Raw genomic sequence first — 14843 nt, forward strand, 5'->3', positions numbered from 1 at the left:
CGTGATGAAGACCACGTCAAGACCCGCCGCACCGCGCAGGCTGCCGCCGGAGGAGCGCGAACGCTCGATCCTCGACGGCGCCGTATCGCTCGCCTCGGAGAGCGGCCTCGAGGCCCTCACCGTGCGAGCCGTCGCTGCGCGGGTCGGCGTCACACCCGCTCTCGTCGCCCACTACCGGCCCGTGATGGAGTCGTTCGTCGCCGAGGTATTCACGACGATCGTCGCGGCCGAGCGCGAAGAGGTCATCTCCTCCTACGACCCGACTGTCGACCTGCGCACGAATCTGCTGCGTCTCATCGAGACGCTGCTCGACGACTCGCGCGACGACGTGGCGATGGTGTGGGTGCAGTCGTGGGCGCTCGGAGCCCGCAACGAGGCGCTCGGCACCCGGGTGCGCACCGAGATGGACCTCTGGCACAGCGCCCTCGAAGACCTCATCGCCCGGGCGATCGCCGAAGATCCGGCAGTGCGGGTCGATCCCGATTCGTCGGCGTGGATGCTGCTCGCCATGGTCGACGGGATGAGCGCCCACTCGCTCGTGCACTGGGCGCCCCGCGATCGGGCGGCACTCGCTCGCCGCACCCTCTCCGCCGTGCTCGACGTCCCCGTGACGGACGTTCCGGAACCCTCCGCTCCGGTGTCGGACGATCTCGAGCCCGGCGCAGCACGACGGGCAGCACAGCCCGCACAGCCCGCAGAAACCCTCAGGTAAGGACAGCTCATGGGAGCAGAACGCATGCACGCGGCCTCGGCCGAATCGACGGCGATCGTCGATGCAGTGCTCGACTACTCGCGCCGGCGGATGCTCGCGGCCGATGTGCCGCTCGACAAGCCCCAGTCGCCCGCCGAGCTCGACCGTCTGGTCGGCACGACGATCACCGATGCGGGTCTCGGATCGCAGCGGGCGCTCAGCGTGTTCGAGCACATCCTCGCTCCCGCCTGCCTGACGACGAGCCACCCGGCGTATCTGTCGTTCATCCCAACGGCGCCGACCATCGCGTCGATCGCGTTCGACCTCGTGGTCTCGGCATCCGGCCTCTATGGCGGCAGCTGGCTCGAGGGCGCAGGAGCCGTGCACGCCGAGAACGAGGTGCTGTCGTTCCTCGCCTCCGAGTTCGGCCTTCCCGACACCGCGGGCGGGGTGTTCGTGCAGGGTGGCACGATCGGCAACCTGTCGGCACTCGTCGCGGCGCGCGAGGCGGCGAAGGCGAAGCTGCTCGACGCGGGCAAGGAGCTGCCTCGTCGCTGGAAGATCGTGTGCAGCGTCGAGGCGCACTCCTCGAACAAGTCGGCGGCGAAGGTCATGGACGCCGACGTGCTGCTCGTGCCGGCCGGAGACGACGGCGTGCTGAGGGCGGACGCGGTGCGCGACGCACTCGCCGAGCACGGCGACGAGATCTGCGCGGTGGTCGCCACCGGCGGCTCGACCAACTTCGGCATCGTCGACGACATCGCCGGCATCGCCGCGCTGAAGGACGAGTTCGACTTCTGGCTGCACATCGACGGCGCGTACGGGCTGACCGCCATGCTGGCCCCCGAGGCTCGGGGTGTCTTCGCCGGGGTGGAGCGAGCCGACTCGGTGATCGTCGATCCGCACAAGTGGCTGTTCGCGCCCTTCGACTGCTGCGCGCTGATCTACCGCGACCCCGATGCGGGTCGTCGCGCGCACACCCAGCACGCCGAATACCTCGACACGCTCACCGACGCGGGCGACTTCAGCCCGTCGGACTACTCGATCCAGCTCACCCGGCGCCCCCGGGGGTTGCCGCTCTGGTTCTCGCTCGCGACGTACGGGGTGACGGCGTATCGCGAGGCCGTGAGCGCGACGCTCGCTCTGACGCAGCGGATCGCCGCCGAGATCGCCGCGCGGCCCGAGCTCCGTCTCGTGCGCGACCCCCAGCTGTCGGTCGTCGTCTTCGAACGCGAGGGCTGGGAACGCGGCGACTACGACCGGTGGTCCGACGAGCTCCTCGACTCGCAGCGTGCGTTCGTCGTGCCGAGCTCGCACGGGGGCCGACCGAACACCCGCTTCGCGATCCTCAATCCGCTCACCACGTTCGACGACCTCGTCGGCATCCTCGACACGATGAAGTAGGCAGCGGGACACGAAAGACGGCCCACGCCGACCCCGCCCCGTCAGCGGGTGGTGTGCGCGTCCAGGAAGTCGATGGTCTTCTGCAGGGCCGTCTGCGCATCCGGCATGTCGAGATGGAACTGGTATTCGTGGGGCAACTGCGGCTCGTGCGGCGCAGGCCAGAAGAGGGTCGTCACGTCGACGCCGAGCGCGTCGAGCCGCTGGGCCATGGGGATCGACTGCAGCCAGGTGAGACCGTCGCCGTTGCCGCCCGAGATGTAGGTCGTCGGGAAGTCCTCGGTGACCCAGTCGATCGTCGACATCGTGGCACCGGTCGAGTCCTCGGCCCAGGTCTTGGTGCCTGAGTACGCCCACATCGAGGTCTTCAGCCCCCAACCGGCGATGCCGTCGAGCGTCGCGAGTGCGGCCAGGTCGTAGACGCCGCAGTTCAGCACGGTCGCCACCACCTGCTCGGCCTCGAGCGCCGGGGTGACGTCCATGATCTCGGCGTAGTCGGGGCTCGTGATGAGCGTCGCCATCTGACTGGCCAGCTGACCTCCGGCGGAGTCGCCCGCGAGCACGATCCGGGTCGGGTCGACGCCCAGCTCGTCGGCGTGCGCGTCGATGTAGGCGAGCGCGTCGTTGAGCTGGTGCACGGCGAGCGGATACACCCCTTCGGGTCCGATCGTGTAGTTCACGGCGATGGTCGTGTAGCCCTCCGCAGCGAGGATCCGCATGTACGGGTCGACGTTCTCCTTCGATCCCGAGATCCAGGCGCCGCCGTGAATCCAGACGACGGTCGGAAGCGGGCCCGTGGCGGATGCCGGTGTGAAGACGTCCATCGTGGTGTCGGCGCCTCCGTCCGCATACGCGAGATCGAGCTTCTCGGTGAGTTCGGTGTCGGGCACGTGCTTGTCCATCTCGGCGGCAGTCTCGTCGCCGCCCTGGGTGAACACCGCGCGGATGACCATCGCGGACGGCCAGGGGTGAGCGCGCCGATGATCGCCACCACGGCGACGACGATCAGCACGATTCCGGCGGCCACCTTCGTGCGATGCCAGGGGCGACGACCCTTCGTCGGGTGGACGGATCCGTCGTCGTGCGCGCTCGCGGTCATGGAAACCCCTCTCCGCGCATCATCTTGGCAGTATTCCGGTTGCTCTTCGGCGCAGCCGCTCGACGAGCGGTGAGATCGGCAGGCCACCGAGCGGGGTGCTCCGACCTCTCAGGCGGTCAGTCCCGCGAGTATGCGCTCCACCGCGTAGTCGAACGCCTCGTCGACGTCGCCGCCCAGACGGAAGGCTCCGGCGAGTTCCATCTGCAGGAACCCGGTCGCCCAGGAGGTGAAGAGCCGGGCCGCATCGAGCGCCCGATCCGGCCCGACGAGAGCGGCGCATGAGCGCAGCACCGGAACAGACGTCCGGTGCAGGGCGTCTTCGGGCGCGGAGGCGGTGAACAGCAGGCGGAACGCGTGCGGGCGTTCGTGCGCGAAGGTGCGGTAGGCGGAGGCGAGGAGGGGAGCTCGTCGCCTGCGGCGTCGAGCCTGACCGTCAGCGCGTCGGCCGAGGCCTCCGCCACTGCGGAGAGCAGAGCGTCACGATCGCGGATTCGCTTGTAGAGGGAAGGTGCGCGGACGCCCACTCGCTCGGCGACCGCCTGCATGGTGAGTCCCGCGGGTCCGGCGGATTCGAGGATGTCGCGACCGGCGTCGATGATGGCCGCCAGCGAGGTTCGTTCGGGGGTCGGCATCCGGGTCTCCTTCATGGCTATTGACATTAGCTATGATAGCTACGTAGTCTAGCCATCATAAGCCACCGCGAAGGGAACGGCCATGAAGCTCGCACCGCACCTGCATCGACTCGGCAACGACATCGTCGCGTCATACCTCATCGATCTGCCCGAGGGGATCACGCTCGTCGACGCCGGGCTGCCCGGCCACTGGAACGATCTGCAGCGCACCCTCGCAGAACTGGGGCGCCCGCTCTCCGACATCAGGGGCCTCGTCCTGACCCACGGCGACAGCGACCACATCGGGTTCGCCGAGCGGCTGCGCAGCGAAGCAGACGTGCCGATCTTCATCCACAGCGCCGACGCGCACCGCGTGCGCACGGGTGAGAAGCCGAAGACCCCGATGGGACCCGCTCGCGTCGGTCCACTGCTCGGCTTTCTCGCCTATGGCGTGCGCAAGAACGGGCTGCGCACGCGCCATGTCACCGACGTCATGACGGTCGCCGACGGCGAGGTGCTCGACCTGCCGGGATCTCCGGTCATCATCGGGATGCCGGGACACTCGCCGGGCAGCATCGCGGTGCACATTCCCGCAGCGGACGCGGTGTTCGTCGGCGACGCCCTCACCACGCGCCATGTGCTGACGGGGCAGGTCGGTCCTCAGCCCGCGCCATTCACGGATGAGCCGACCGAGGCCATCGCGTCTCTCGACAGGCTGGCTACCGTGTCGGCATCATGGGTGCTGCCCGGGCACGGAACTCCGTGGCGGGGGTCGCCCGCCGACATCGCGGCCGCGGTGCGCGCGGGGAGCTAGAGCCCCGACAACACGGAGGCGGTGTCGCTGATCGTGATCTGCGGCGGGTAGAGACCCATCACCTGCATCGCGGCCGCATGATTCTCCGCCGTCGATCCCGCGCAGGCATCGCCGACCACGGTGACGTGCGCTCCGGCATCCGCTGCGGCCAGTGCGGTCGAGATGACGCAGCAGTCGGTCGCGACACCCGCCAGCACGACGTGCGCCCCTCGGCCGACGACCGCCTCGATCTCTGCGCCCCACTTGCCGAAGGTCGGCAGGTCGAGAGTCGGATGCGGCGACAGCCCGGCCGCGTCGGGGACGAGGTCGAACAGTGGATCCGTCGGCGGCTGGTCGGCGAACGGCCACGCGGCGAAGTAGGCGCCCCACGAGGTCGAGCGGTCTGCCGTCGGCATCCAGCGCGTCACGATCACGCGGTCGCCGAAGGCCGTGGCCAGCTCGCGGATGCGCGGCATCGTGTCGGCGAAGAACGGCGATCCCCACGCAGATCCGGGCGACGCGAAGATCTGCTGAGGGTCGATCACGATCAGCCAGGGACCGTCGCTCACGCCGAGGCCTCCTGCGCGCGGATCTTTCCGGCCCGGGCGAACCAGGTCACGACGAACGACAGGACGAGGGCGAAGAAGACGCCGAGGTTGGCATAGGCCCAGTCGCCGTCGACACCCCCGACGAGGCCGAGCAGGTAGCCCTGCCAGTTGTTCCACGGCGCCGCATCCGCGAATCCGTTGAGCACGAAGCCCCAGCCGATCACGCTCGCGATCACCATGGTGCCGATCGAGATCCAGTCCCACGCGCCGTAGCGGCCGCGGCTGTCGAAGAGCGCCTCGTCGTCGTAGTCCTTCTTGCGGCGCAGGATGTCGGCGATAAGGATGCCGGCCCATGACGCCAGCGGCACGCCCAGCGTGATGAGGAAGCTCTGGAACGGACCGAGGAAGTCGGTCGCGAAGAACACCACGTAGATCGTGCCGATCGTGAGGATCACGCCGTCGATCGCCGCCGCCGACGGGCGGGGGATGCGGATGCCGAGGCTCAGCAGCGTGAGGCCCGAGGAGTAGATGCCCAGCACCGCGCCGGAGACGAGCGCCAGCACGGCGGTGAGCAGGAACGGAACGAGCACCCAGATGGGCAGGATCGTCGCGAGCGCGCCGATCGGGTCGGCGGCGATCGCCGCGCTGAGCTCGTCGTCGGATCCGGCGAGCAGCAGACCGACGATGACGAGGATCACGGGAGCCACCGAGCCGCCGATCGTGTTCCACAGGACGATCGCTCCGTCGGATGCCGTGCGCTTCTGGTATCGCGACCAGTCGGCGGCGATGTTGATCCAGCCGAGGCCGAAGCCGGTCATGACCATGACGAGTGCGCCGGTGACCTGTCCGATCCCGCCGTCCGGACGCGCGAGGACGGCCGCCATGTCGATGCTCGGAGCGGCGAGGACGATGTAGAGCACCGTCACGATGCCGGTGACCCAGGTGAGCACCGACTGCAGCTTCATGATCGTGTGATAGCCGAGCACGGATGCCGCGACGATGAGCGCGGCGACGATCACTGTGGCGGTGATCTTCAGCGCGATGCTGTCGCCGTCACCGCCGAGCTGCGTGATGACGGTGGCCGTGGCGAGCACGGCCATGATCGCGAGGAACGTCTCCCAGCCGATCGACGTCAGCCACGAGACGATGCCCGGAACCTTCTGCCCCTGCACGCCGAACGCCGCACGGGACAGCACCATGGTGGGCGCCGAACCGCGCTTGCCGGCGATCGCGATCAGTCCGCACAGCAGGAACGACACGACGATGCCGATGATCGACACGAGGGTCGCCTGCCAGAACGAGATGCCGAAGCCCAGCACGAACGAGCCGTACGACATGCCGAACACCGAGACGTTCGCCGCGAACCACGGCCAGAAGAGGTCGCTCGGCTTCGCGGTGCGCTCGGATTCGGGGATGATCTCGATGCCCGCGCGCTCGATGAGAGCAGGCTTGATGTCCGTCATGCCATCATCCTGGCACTGCGCAGGGCCCGCGAGGGCGTCGGCAGGGCTCAGCCGGCGAAGAAAGCTCCGGCGACGCGGGTGAGGTCGTGCAGGTCCGAGACGCCGGCGAGCTCGCGCGCCGAGTGCATCGACAGGATCGGGATGCCGACGTCGACCGTGCGGATGCCGAGACGCGTGGCCGTGATCGGGCCGATCGTCGAGCCGCACGGCACGTTGTTGTTCGACACGAACTCCTGCGTGACCACGTCGGCGGTCTCGCACCAGCCGCGCCAGGCGGCGGAGCCGACGGCATCCGTCGCGTAGCGCTGGTTGGCGTTGAGCTTGAGGATCGGTCCCGAGCCGAGCACCGGCTGCACGACGGGGTCGTGCTTGTGCACGTAGTTCGGGTGCACCGAGTGGCCCACGTCGCTCGACAGGCACCACGACGCGGAGAACGCGCGTCGACGCTCGGAGGCGTCGGCGCCGAGCGCGTCGTAGACGCGGCCGAGGATGTCTTCGAGCAGGGGGCCGCCCGCGCCGGAGCGGGAGTTGGAGCCCAGTTCTTCATGGTCGAACGCCGCGAGGATCGCGATCGGTCCGCTGACTGCCGTATCGATCTTCTCGAGCGCGACGACGCCGGCGTGCACCGAGGCGAGGTCGTCGAGTCGGCCGGACGCGAAGAACGCGCGGTCCTTGCCGAAGATCGCGCCGCGCGCTGTGTCGGCGATCACGACGTCGTAACCGCGGATGTCGGATGCCGAGACGCCGGCCGAACCGGCGAGCTCGGCCAGGATGTCCTCCTGGGTCGGGTCGCCGAGGCCCCAGACCGGCTGCGTCTGGAACTGCTTGTCGAGCGCGAGGCCCGTGTTCGCCTCGCGGTCGAGGTGGATCGCGAGCTGGGGAAGCCGCAGCAGCGCTCCCGTGTCGGCGAGCACCACGCGTCCGTCGGCGAGGGCCAGCCGTCCGGCGAGACGCAGCTCGCGGTCGAGCCACGAGCTCAGCAGCGGACCGCCGTACACCTCGACGGCCGCCTGCAGCCAGCCCTCGAACCGGTCGTCGGCTGCGGCTTGAGCTTGAAGCCGGGGGAGTCGGTGTGAGCACCCAGGATGTGAGCGGGCGTGGTCGCGGTGGCGTCCCCCGGAACCGTCCACGCGATCGCGGCACCGTCTCGCACGACGACATAGCGTCCGCCGGGGGCGACATCCCAGGCCTGATCCTCTTCGAGCCGCGTGAAACCGGCCTCCTCGAGGCGCCTGGCCACCTCGGCGGCGGCGTGATAGCTCGAGGGCGAGGCGGCGACGAAGTCGGCGAGATCCTCGGCGTGGGAGAGAGCGTCCGGGGTGACGGGCATGAGCGACCTTCCTGCAGGGGCGGTCCTTCGATCGTAATCGGCGACTCGATGCGCGATCTCCGCGACGGTCGGATGGCGGTCGTTCACCTTCTCGTCACCATCGGCCGGTACGGTCGATCTCGATAGCGCCTAGGGTTCCGGGGTTCGTCCCGTCTGGTCCGAGCGGCGCCACGGTGCTCCTCCGCAGGAGCGCCGTCATCTGACAGGACAAAAGCCCGGAGGACCCTGTTCGTCGCGCCCGCGAAGAACGGAAGGGTCTCTGATGTCCGCTCTCGCCTTCGCTCTCGTCCTCGCCGCAGCCGTCACGCACGCCGCCTGGAACATCATCGCCCACGGCGTGAGCCGCGCAGGGACGCCGTTCCTCTGGTGGGGGCCGTCGGAGGAACCGCCGTCTGGATCGGGGTCGTGCCGTTCACCGGCGGGCTCGGCACCGATGACGTGCTGGCGTTCCTGCTCGGCGTCGGAGTCTCCGGTGTGCTGCACGTCGCCTACATGGCGGTGCTGCAACGCGGATATCGCGAAGGCAACCTCTCGACCGTCTACGCGACGGCTCGGGGCACCGGGCCGTTCCTCTCTGTGATCGTCGCCGTGCTGGTGCTCGGGGAGCGTCCATCGGCCCTCGCGCTCGCCGGCGTCGCGGCGATCATCCTCGGAGTCGTCGCGATCGGTCTCGTCGACCGAGGACGCGCCGACCGGTCGCGTCGCCTGGATCCCGGGCTCGTGTTCGGTCTGCTCACCGGCGTCGCGATCGCGGTCTACACGATCTGGGACGCCACCGCCGTGCGCACGTGGAACCTCTCGCCCGTCGCCTTCATGGTGGGGACGATGCTGCTCGAGATCCCGTTCTACTCGCTCGGCGTCCGAGGCCGATGGGCGGCCGTTCGCGCGCTCGGCCGCACGCAGTGGAAGCGCATCGTGGCGTTCAGCATCCTGTCGCCGCTCTCGTACATCCTGGTGCTCACGGCCATCCAGATCGCTCCGGTCGCACTGGTCGCGCCGCTGCGCGAGGTCAGCGTTGTGCTGGTCAGCCTGTTCGGTGTCTTCGCCCTGAAGGAGAGCAGGCCCGGATGGCGTCTCGCCGCGTCCGCGGTCGTCGCCGGCGGGATCGTGCTGCTCGCGCTGTAGCGGTGGGTCTGCAGCGGTGGGGCTGTGGTCGTGGTTCTGTGGTCGTGGTCGTGGTCGTGGTCGTGGTCGTGGTCGTGGTCGGGGTCGTGGTCTCTCCGGGTGCGTGGCCTGCGTGATTGTATGGATGCTGTGTGCGCCGGGTGGAGTCTTCGAGAGAGCAGTCGGTCGGATGCGCACTGGATGTCGGAGCTGCGAGCGATCGTCATGCGCGCCGATCTGGAGCGTCTCGGACGCTTCGACCCGGTGCGTGTGCGGCAGCGGTTCCTCGATGGGTTCGTCCCGCAGAACACGCGAGTGATCGTGGTTGCCGGGCAGGACGTGGGGCTCATCGCGGTGAGGCCCGAGAGCGACGCGGTGTGGATCGAGCACTTCTACCTCGATCCCGCTCAGCAGGGCCGCGGCCTCGGCTCCGCGGTGCTGGCGGACGCCTTGGAGACGCATCATGCGGGCGATGACCGGCCGTTCCGCCTCAATGTGCTGCAGGGCAGTCCGGCGCGACGGCTGTACGAGAGGCACGGCTTCGAGCTCGAGAGCGAAGACGCGGTCGACGTCTTCATGAAGGCCGAGCCGCTCCGGCGCTGATCGGGTGCTTCGTGACGGGTGCTCGGTCTGGGGTCTCGTTCCTCGTGTCTGGGTCCTTGTTCCTCGTTCCTCGTTCCTCGTTCCTCGTTCCTCGTTCCTCGTTCCTCGTTCCCCGTTCCTCGTTCCTCTTGTCTCTTCTGCCCTCGTTGACTGGTCTCTCCGCTCCTCTTGTGCCTGCGTTGTGCGGCATTCCGGGAGATTGGAATACGTGCTGTGATCTGGGATAAATCGGACTGGTTTCGAGGGTCGAATGTCGGCGGCCCCGTGTTGACTCGAGGGTATGAACAGCATCGTGGAGCGTCTGGGTCGGGTCGTCGCTGACCTTGATGCGGTGCTGTGTGATGACGCGCTGGCGGGGTTGAGCGATGCGGAGCGTGTCGCGGTGCTGCAGGCGGCGGGGGCCGTGTTCCGGCGGGCCGAGGCGGTGATCGTGGAGACCGTGGCGACCGGGGATCCTGCGGGGTTTCCGCATGCGGCAGGGTGTCGCGGGGTGAACGAGCTGGTGCAGCGGATGGTCGGCGTGGATGTGCGGGGTGCGTCCCGGGTCGACAGGGTCGTCGATCTGGTGCGCCGGCCGGTGAGTCTGGCGGGGGAGCGGATGCCGGCGCGGTGGTCGGAGATGCGCGTGGCCTTGTTGGATGGTGTGGTGGGTGTCACGGGGTTTCTGGCGGCGACGGGCCCGATCGAGCGGGTGTGGGACCGGTTGAGCGTGGATCAGCGGTTGGCGGCGGATGTGGCGTTGGCGGGGTGCGCCCGCGGGCACGGGATCAGCGGGGGCGCGGATTCTGGTCCGGCGCCGACGGTGCAGGATCTGAAAGCTCTTGCGGAGGATCTCGCCTCGATGTTCGACGCGGACGGGGAGGAGCCGAAGGATGAGGACGCGCGGCGCAAGCGCGGGATCACGATCGGTCGTCTCACGGACGGGATGCATGCGATCCGGGGGTATCTGACTCCGGATGCCGCGGCCCAGTTGCAGCTGATCCTGGACGCGATGCTGAACCCGAAGGGTGACGGCCCGCCCATGCCGGGAGTGTTCTTCACCCCCAGCGGTGACACCGGTCACGCAGACACAGACACAGACACAGACACAGACACCGGTGTTGACCCGGGTGTTGATCCGTTCAATATGGATGAGCGCAGCGTGCTCGATGATCGCACCGCGTCGCAGAAACGCCACGATGCTCTCGCCGCCGCTCTCGCGATAGCCGCCCGTCACAAGGACATGCCCACGCTCGGTGGTGCCTCCCCGGTGCTCGTCGTCACCGTCGACGCGACAGACCTCGCCCACCATGCGGAAGGTTCTGCGTTCGGTGCGGGCATCGCCGGCGCGGGTGGTGGTGCGGGCAACGGCGGGTGGGCGACGATCCCTGGATCCGGTGCGCATGTGCCTGTGTCCGTCGCGGCGCAGACCGCATGTGCGGGGGCGATCCAGCGGGTGCTCCTGGACGAGGGGCGCATCATCGGGATCAGCACCACCGACCGCGTGTTCACCGTGCATCAACGCCGGGCGATCATCGTCCGCGACAAGGAATGCCTCATCCCCGGGTGTCACGTGCCCGCATCCTGGTGCGAGATCCATCACGTCACCGAACACGCCCGCGGTGGGCCGACCCATACCGACAACGGTGTGCCGCTGTGCTGGTGGCACCACCGATCCCTGGGCACCTCGCAGTGGGAGATCCGTATGAACAACGGGCTCCCCGAAGTCCGTGGACCGAACTGGTGGGACCCCGACCAACGCTGGCGCACCCCACAACACAGCCTCCCCGCGGACCGTGACCGAAGGTGCCTCGTTCGAACCGGGTGATACGCGGCGGCATCCTCACGGCAAGTGCTGCTGATCCCGAACAGCCGGCCAGACTCAGCGAGCCAGCCCCAGCGGGCCGGACTCACAGTGCCCGGCTCAACGGGCCCGTCTCGCCGTGCCCGGCTCAATGGACGCGCCTCAACAGTCTCACTCCAATGATCCCGCTGGTCAGCGATCTCGCCGGTCAGCGGTCTCGCCGGTCAGCGGTCTCGCCGGTCAGCGGTCCCGCCTCAGCGGAAGTCGACCAGCCCGGCGTGCGCTGCCGTGACGAGGATCTGCACGCGATCGCGCACGTGCCACTTCGACATGATGCGGCCGAGGTGGGCCTTCACGGTTCCCTCCGACACGATCAGTGTGCGCGCGATCTCGGCGTTGGACATCCCCTGCGCGAGTCGCTGCAGCACCTCCTGCTCGCGATCCGTGAGCGCCTCCAGGGTGTCGTCGCCGCCGACGGGCTCCGTATCCCGCACGTGCTTGATCAGCAGCGACGCGATCCGCGGCGACAGCGAGCTCGCTCCGCTGTACACCTCTCGCACACCTTCGAGAATGCTCGCCGCGCTCGAGTCCTTCAGCAGATAGCCCGACGCACCTGCGCTGAGCATCGGAAGCACGGTGTCGCTGCCGTCCAGCGTGGTGACCGCGAGGATCTTGATCTCAGGCCAGCGTTCGCTGATCACCGCCGTCGCCTCGATGCCGTTCATCTCCGGCATCTGCACGTCCATCATCACCACGTCGGGACGCTCGCGTTCCACGACCTCGATGCCCTCGAGCCCGGACTCCGCCTCGGCGATCACCGTGATCTCCGGGTCGCGGGAGACGAAGTGAGAGAGCGCTGAGCGCACCAGGGGATCGTCATCGACGATCACGACGCGGATTTGGGACATGGAGGAAGCCTAACCGGGGTCTACCTGCGGCGCGAGGTATTAGACCTTTGGCTATCGAGGTGTAGCCGTGAGACAGATGTGCCGCTCGCAGATCACCGAGAAGATGAGTACATCGCTAGTCAAAAGTGCAATAAAGGAGGTGAACGTATATGTCTTTCTGGAACCAGGTTGGTCACTTCTTCGGCTTCTACCGCTAATATATATGGCGAAAAGGAGATACTGAAGTATGGCTTCAAGTCTTTCGACGGGTGACCGCTCTGACGTCACCCGACTCGGCAGGGGCGAGAAGCTCAGCACGATAGAACGCATCGCCGTTTTGGCGGTCGTCGGGACCATCGTCATCTTCGACATCGTCGGACTGTTCCTCCCTCCGGGGCTGGAACCTCTGACAGCGGCAATCGGGATCGCATCCACTGCAGTCCTCGGCCTCTTCCTCTGGTCGCCACTCATCGCGACATACGCCCTCGGCGTCGTGTTCGCCCTATCCTTCATCCCCGGCATCGAAGCCCAGGTGCTGACCGTCGCCGCTTTCGCGGCCGGCTTGATCGTGCGCCTGGGGTGGACCTCACTGGTCCTGTCCTATGTCGGAGTCTTCCTCGTCGCATCCGCGTTGGTCGCCATGGGCGATTCGACGGATGCGTTCAACATCGGCATCTTCCTGGTCGGCGCCGCAGTGTCCGGAGCTGTCGGCTATGCGCTTCGCCTGGCATTCGCTCGAGGGCGGACGCTCGAGATGCAACTGGCCGAGAAGGCCGAGCAGGAACGCCAGGCAGTACTCGCTGAGCGGCGCTGGATCGCCGGCGAGCTGCACGACAGCATCGCGCACCACCTCACCGTGGTGGCGCTGCACGTGCAGATGCTCGACGACGATCGCACGAGCAGAGATTCGCAGGAGGCGATTCGCATCGCCGCACGCAAGGCGATGACCGACCTCCGCTTCGTGATCGACCTCGCAGACGACGGACCCCGCTCCGAGGGAATGCCCTCCGGTGATCTGGTGGCCTCCGTCGAGGAGGCCGCGCAGGAGTTCGAAGCCGCCGGCCATGCCGTGGCCGTCATCGGCGACCCTTCCGATGAGCGCGTCCCGCGGGCCGCCGAGATCATCCTCGCGCGCATCATGCGAGAGTCCGCCACCAACGTCCTCAAGTACGCCGGCGCGGGCGAAGTCGAGATCCGATTCGACATCGACGACGACGCCGCGAAGATGGCGGTGAGCAGTCCGCTCTCCATCACGCCGCGTCGCGAGCTCTCCTCGAGCCGCACGGGCATCGGCCGCATGGCCGAACGGGTTCTCGGTGCCAGCGGCGAATTCAGCGCCGGCGAAGTCGACGGCCGCTGGGTCGTCTCGGCGCTGCTGCCGATCGTCTGACGCCTCCGGCATCCCAGCATCCCGGCTTGAAAATGGCAGGGGATTGCGTACCGGCATTCCGGTACGCTGGGAGCCGGATCCGCGGAATTCCGGGGTTTTCAACGTGAAACCTAGACGAAAGTCCAGGGTAGATCTCGACTATAGACCGTGTTCCATGGTGTAGCCGGGCGCTTACATTGGGTATACCCCAGAAATAGCGCATCCCCAGCGCTGTGATCGCGAGCGCGGTCTTTGGAATCTGATCCCCATCGCGCTCGCGATCGGCTTCTTCCGACGAGTCACCTCGAGGAATCGATGCCGATCGACTGGCCGGCTGTCAGCCGCCCACCGCACGCATGTAGTGCCCGTCCGTCGAGATCCCCGACGCCGCGACCGTGAACCGCACCACCTCGCTGAGGTAGCGATCTTCGGATGCCTCGAAGATGCGCCCGCCCGCATCACGGGAGATGCGGCTGAGTCGAAGGATCGGCGTTCCCTGCGGCACGCGCAGCAGGGCGGCATCCTGCTCGTCGGCGGCGACGGCGTCGATCTGGTGCTCGAGCCCGACGATCGGGTGTCCCACCGACCCGAGGTACTCCGTGATCGAGATCTCGTCCGTGTCGACGTCGAGCAGTCGTCGTCCTACTGCCTCGGTGTAGAAGAGCCGCTCGAGCATCGTCGGCCGGCCGTCGAGCAGGCGCAGTCGCACGACGCTGACGATCGTGTCGTCGGGCGACACTCCGAGCAGTTCTGCGCGGTCACCGGCCCTGCGAAGGCTCAACTCCTGCGTCTGTGCGCCCGGAGTCACCCCGAGATCGCGGGCCCAGCGAGTGAACGGCACCGACACATCGACCGCCTGGCTGGCCTTGCGCGACACGACCCGCGCGGGGCGTCCGCGCCCCGTCTCGATCAGGCCCTCTCCGCGCAGGGCGGCGAGAGCGTTCCTGATCGGACCCCGCGAGGTGCGCCACCGGTCGGCGAGCTCCGCCTCGGTCGGCACGTCGTCGCCGGGGCGGAGCGTGCCCGCCGCGATCTGCGCGCGGAGGTCGTCTGCGATCTGGGTGTATACAGCTTCGGCCACATAGGCATACTACTTCGCTATCGAGGTGGAAGGGTTGCGCGTTCGCTCGACGTTCATCCGAGGAAAGACCGGGTGAACGG

13 protein-coding genes and 2 pseudogenes are annotated in these 14843 nt (G+C 68.0%); 7 read left to right on the top strand and 8 right to left on the bottom strand.

What is annotated here, in order from left to right; all coding sequences use genetic code 11:
• The first annotated feature begins 4 nt into the window (after positions 1-4).
• A complete protein-coding gene (locus ACZZ93_RS14815) occupies positions 5-712 on the top strand; it encodes a TetR/AcrR family transcriptional regulator (protein WP_463511447.1) in 708 nt (235 codons plus the stop codon).
• Between the two features lie 9 nt (positions 713-721).
• Positions 722-2095: a pyridoxal phosphate-dependent decarboxylase family protein gene (locus ACZZ93_RS14820; protein WP_053097599.1), complete on the top strand. Its 1374-nt coding sequence runs from the start codon at positions 722-724 to the stop codon at positions 2093-2095.
• A gap of 41 nt (positions 2096-2136) precedes the next feature.
• Here ACZZ93_RS14820 and ACZZ93_RS14825 read toward each other — a convergent pair whose 3' ends face one another.
• From ACZZ93_RS14825 to ACZZ93_RS14835, 3 genes and pseudogenes are all read right to left on the bottom strand, one after another.
• The gene (locus tag ACZZ93_RS14825; protein ID WP_463511448.1) at positions 2137-3045 is read right to left on the bottom strand and encodes an alpha/beta hydrolase; all 909 of its coding nucleotides are present in this window, start codon (positions 3043-3045) and stop codon (positions 2137-2139) included.
• Positions 3046-3299: 254 nt separating this feature from the next.
• Complete coding sequence (locus tag ACZZ93_RS14830; RefSeq protein ID WP_463511757.1) at positions 3300-3536, bottom strand: TetR-like C-terminal domain-containing protein; 237 nt, start codon at positions 3534-3536, stop codon at positions 3300-3302.
• A 173-nt stretch (positions 3537-3709) separates the two neighbouring features.
• Positions 3710-3850: pseudogene (locus ACZZ93_RS14835) on the bottom strand (hypothetical protein); the annotation flags it as partial.
• A 55-nt stretch (positions 3851-3905) separates the two neighbouring features.
• On the opposite strand from ACZZ93_RS14835, the gene ACZZ93_RS14840 reads away from it, so the two are divergent.
• Positions 3906-4616 (top strand): MBL fold metallo-hydrolase, encoded by a 711-nt coding sequence (locus tag ACZZ93_RS14840; protein WP_463511449.1) that lies wholly within the window; start codon positions 3906-3908, stop codon positions 4614-4616.
• Here ACZZ93_RS14840 and ACZZ93_RS14845 read toward each other — a convergent pair.
• From ACZZ93_RS14845 to ACZZ93_RS14855, 3 genes and pseudogenes are all read right to left on the bottom strand, one after another.
• Complete coding sequence (locus ACZZ93_RS14845) at positions 4613-5164, bottom strand: cysteine hydrolase family protein (protein WP_320490466.1); 552 nt, start codon at positions 5162-5164, stop codon at positions 4613-4615. The genes ACZZ93_RS14840 and ACZZ93_RS14845 overlap by 4 nt on opposite strands.
• Complete coding sequence (locus ACZZ93_RS14850) at positions 5161-6606, bottom strand: purine-cytosine permease family protein (RefSeq protein ID WP_463507609.1); 1446 nt, start codon at positions 6604-6606, stop codon at positions 5161-5163. The genes ACZZ93_RS14845 and ACZZ93_RS14850 overlap by 4 nt, the downstream gene beginning before the upstream one ends.
• Positions 6607-6653: 47 nt before the next feature.
• Positions 6654-7936 (bottom strand): annotated as a pseudogene (locus ACZZ93_RS14855) (M18 family aminopeptidase).
• Between the two features lie 366 nt (positions 7937-8302).
• Here ACZZ93_RS14855 and ACZZ93_RS14860 point away from each other — a divergent pair.
• The 3 genes from ACZZ93_RS14860 (at position 8303) to ACZZ93_RS14870 (ending at position 11450) form a co-directional block, all read left to right on the top strand.
• Positions 8303-9061, top strand: coding sequence for an EamA family transporter (locus ACZZ93_RS14860; protein WP_463511450.1), 759 nt, complete (start codon positions 8303-8305; stop codon positions 9059-9061).
• Between the two features lie 180 nt (positions 9062-9241).
• Positions 9242-9643, top strand: coding sequence for a GNAT family N-acetyltransferase (locus ACZZ93_RS14865; protein ID WP_463511451.1), 402 nt, complete (start codon positions 9242-9244; stop codon positions 9641-9643).
• Between the two features lie 280 nt (positions 9644-9923).
• The gene (locus tag ACZZ93_RS14870; RefSeq protein WP_463511452.1) at positions 9924-11450 is read left to right on the top strand and encodes an HNH endonuclease signature motif containing protein; all 1527 of its coding nucleotides are present in this window, start codon (positions 9924-9926) and stop codon (positions 11448-11450) included.
• Between the two features lie 230 nt (positions 11451-11680).
• Here ACZZ93_RS14870 and ACZZ93_RS14875 read toward each other — a convergent pair whose 3' ends face one another.
• The gene (locus tag ACZZ93_RS14875) at positions 11681-12334 is read right to left on the bottom strand and encodes a response regulator (protein ID WP_222839407.1); all 654 of its coding nucleotides are present in this window, start codon (positions 12332-12334) and stop codon (positions 11681-11683) included.
• 226 nt (positions 12335-12560) lie between these two features.
• Between ACZZ93_RS14875 and ACZZ93_RS14880 the strand changes: the two genes are divergently transcribed.
• Positions 12561-13703 carry a sensor histidine kinase gene (locus ACZZ93_RS14880; protein ID WP_187250275.1) on the top strand — a complete coding sequence of 381 codons (1143 nt, stop codon included), beginning with the start codon at positions 12561-12563 and terminating at the stop codon, positions 13701-13703.
• A 316-nt stretch (positions 13704-14019) separates the two neighbouring features.
• Here ACZZ93_RS14880 and ACZZ93_RS14885 read toward each other — a convergent pair whose 3' ends face one another.
• Complete coding sequence (locus ACZZ93_RS14885) at positions 14020-14763, bottom strand: GntR family transcriptional regulator (protein ID WP_295101454.1); 744 nt, start codon at positions 14761-14763, stop codon at positions 14020-14022.
• Between the last annotated feature and the right edge of the window lie 80 nt (positions 14764-14843).

This window comes from Microbacterium sp. AC026 (genome assembly GCF_979258475.1).